The organism is Methylobacterium nigriterrae (genome assembly GCF_037106235.1).
Classification (GTDB): domain Bacteria; phylum Pseudomonadota; class Alphaproteobacteria; order Rhizobiales; family Beijerinckiaceae; genus Methylobacterium; species Methylobacterium nigriterrae.
This window is the reverse complement of the sequence record NZ_JBAWTG010001135.1, coordinates 1-211: the sequence shown is the minus strand read 5'-3', so window position 1 is coordinate 211 and position 211 is coordinate 1. Positions and strand designations below refer to the sequence as shown.

The window sequence follows — 211 nt, the reverse complement described above, 5'->3', positions numbered from 1 at the left end:
CATCCGCTACGAGCGACGCCGCGACATCCACCTCGCCTTCACGACACTGGCCGCAGCCCTCATCGTCTGGCGCTTCATCGAACGGTGGTTTTGTTAGACCCTCTAAGCTCGACTTTGGCCAATCGGACGGGTCGTCGAGGGTGTTAGGTGACGAAGCGGGCGTGACGGATAGGCTGGTGGCGTCCCCGCCAAGAGACACCGCCATGCTGCC

General features: G+C 63.0%; 1 pseudogene. It reads left to right on the top strand.

Going from position 1 to position 211, the window contains the following annotated elements:
* A pseudogene (locus WDW90_RS40510) lies at positions 1-97 on the top strand (IS5/IS1182 family transposase); the annotation flags it as partial.
* Between the last annotated feature and the right edge of the window lie 114 nt (positions 98-211).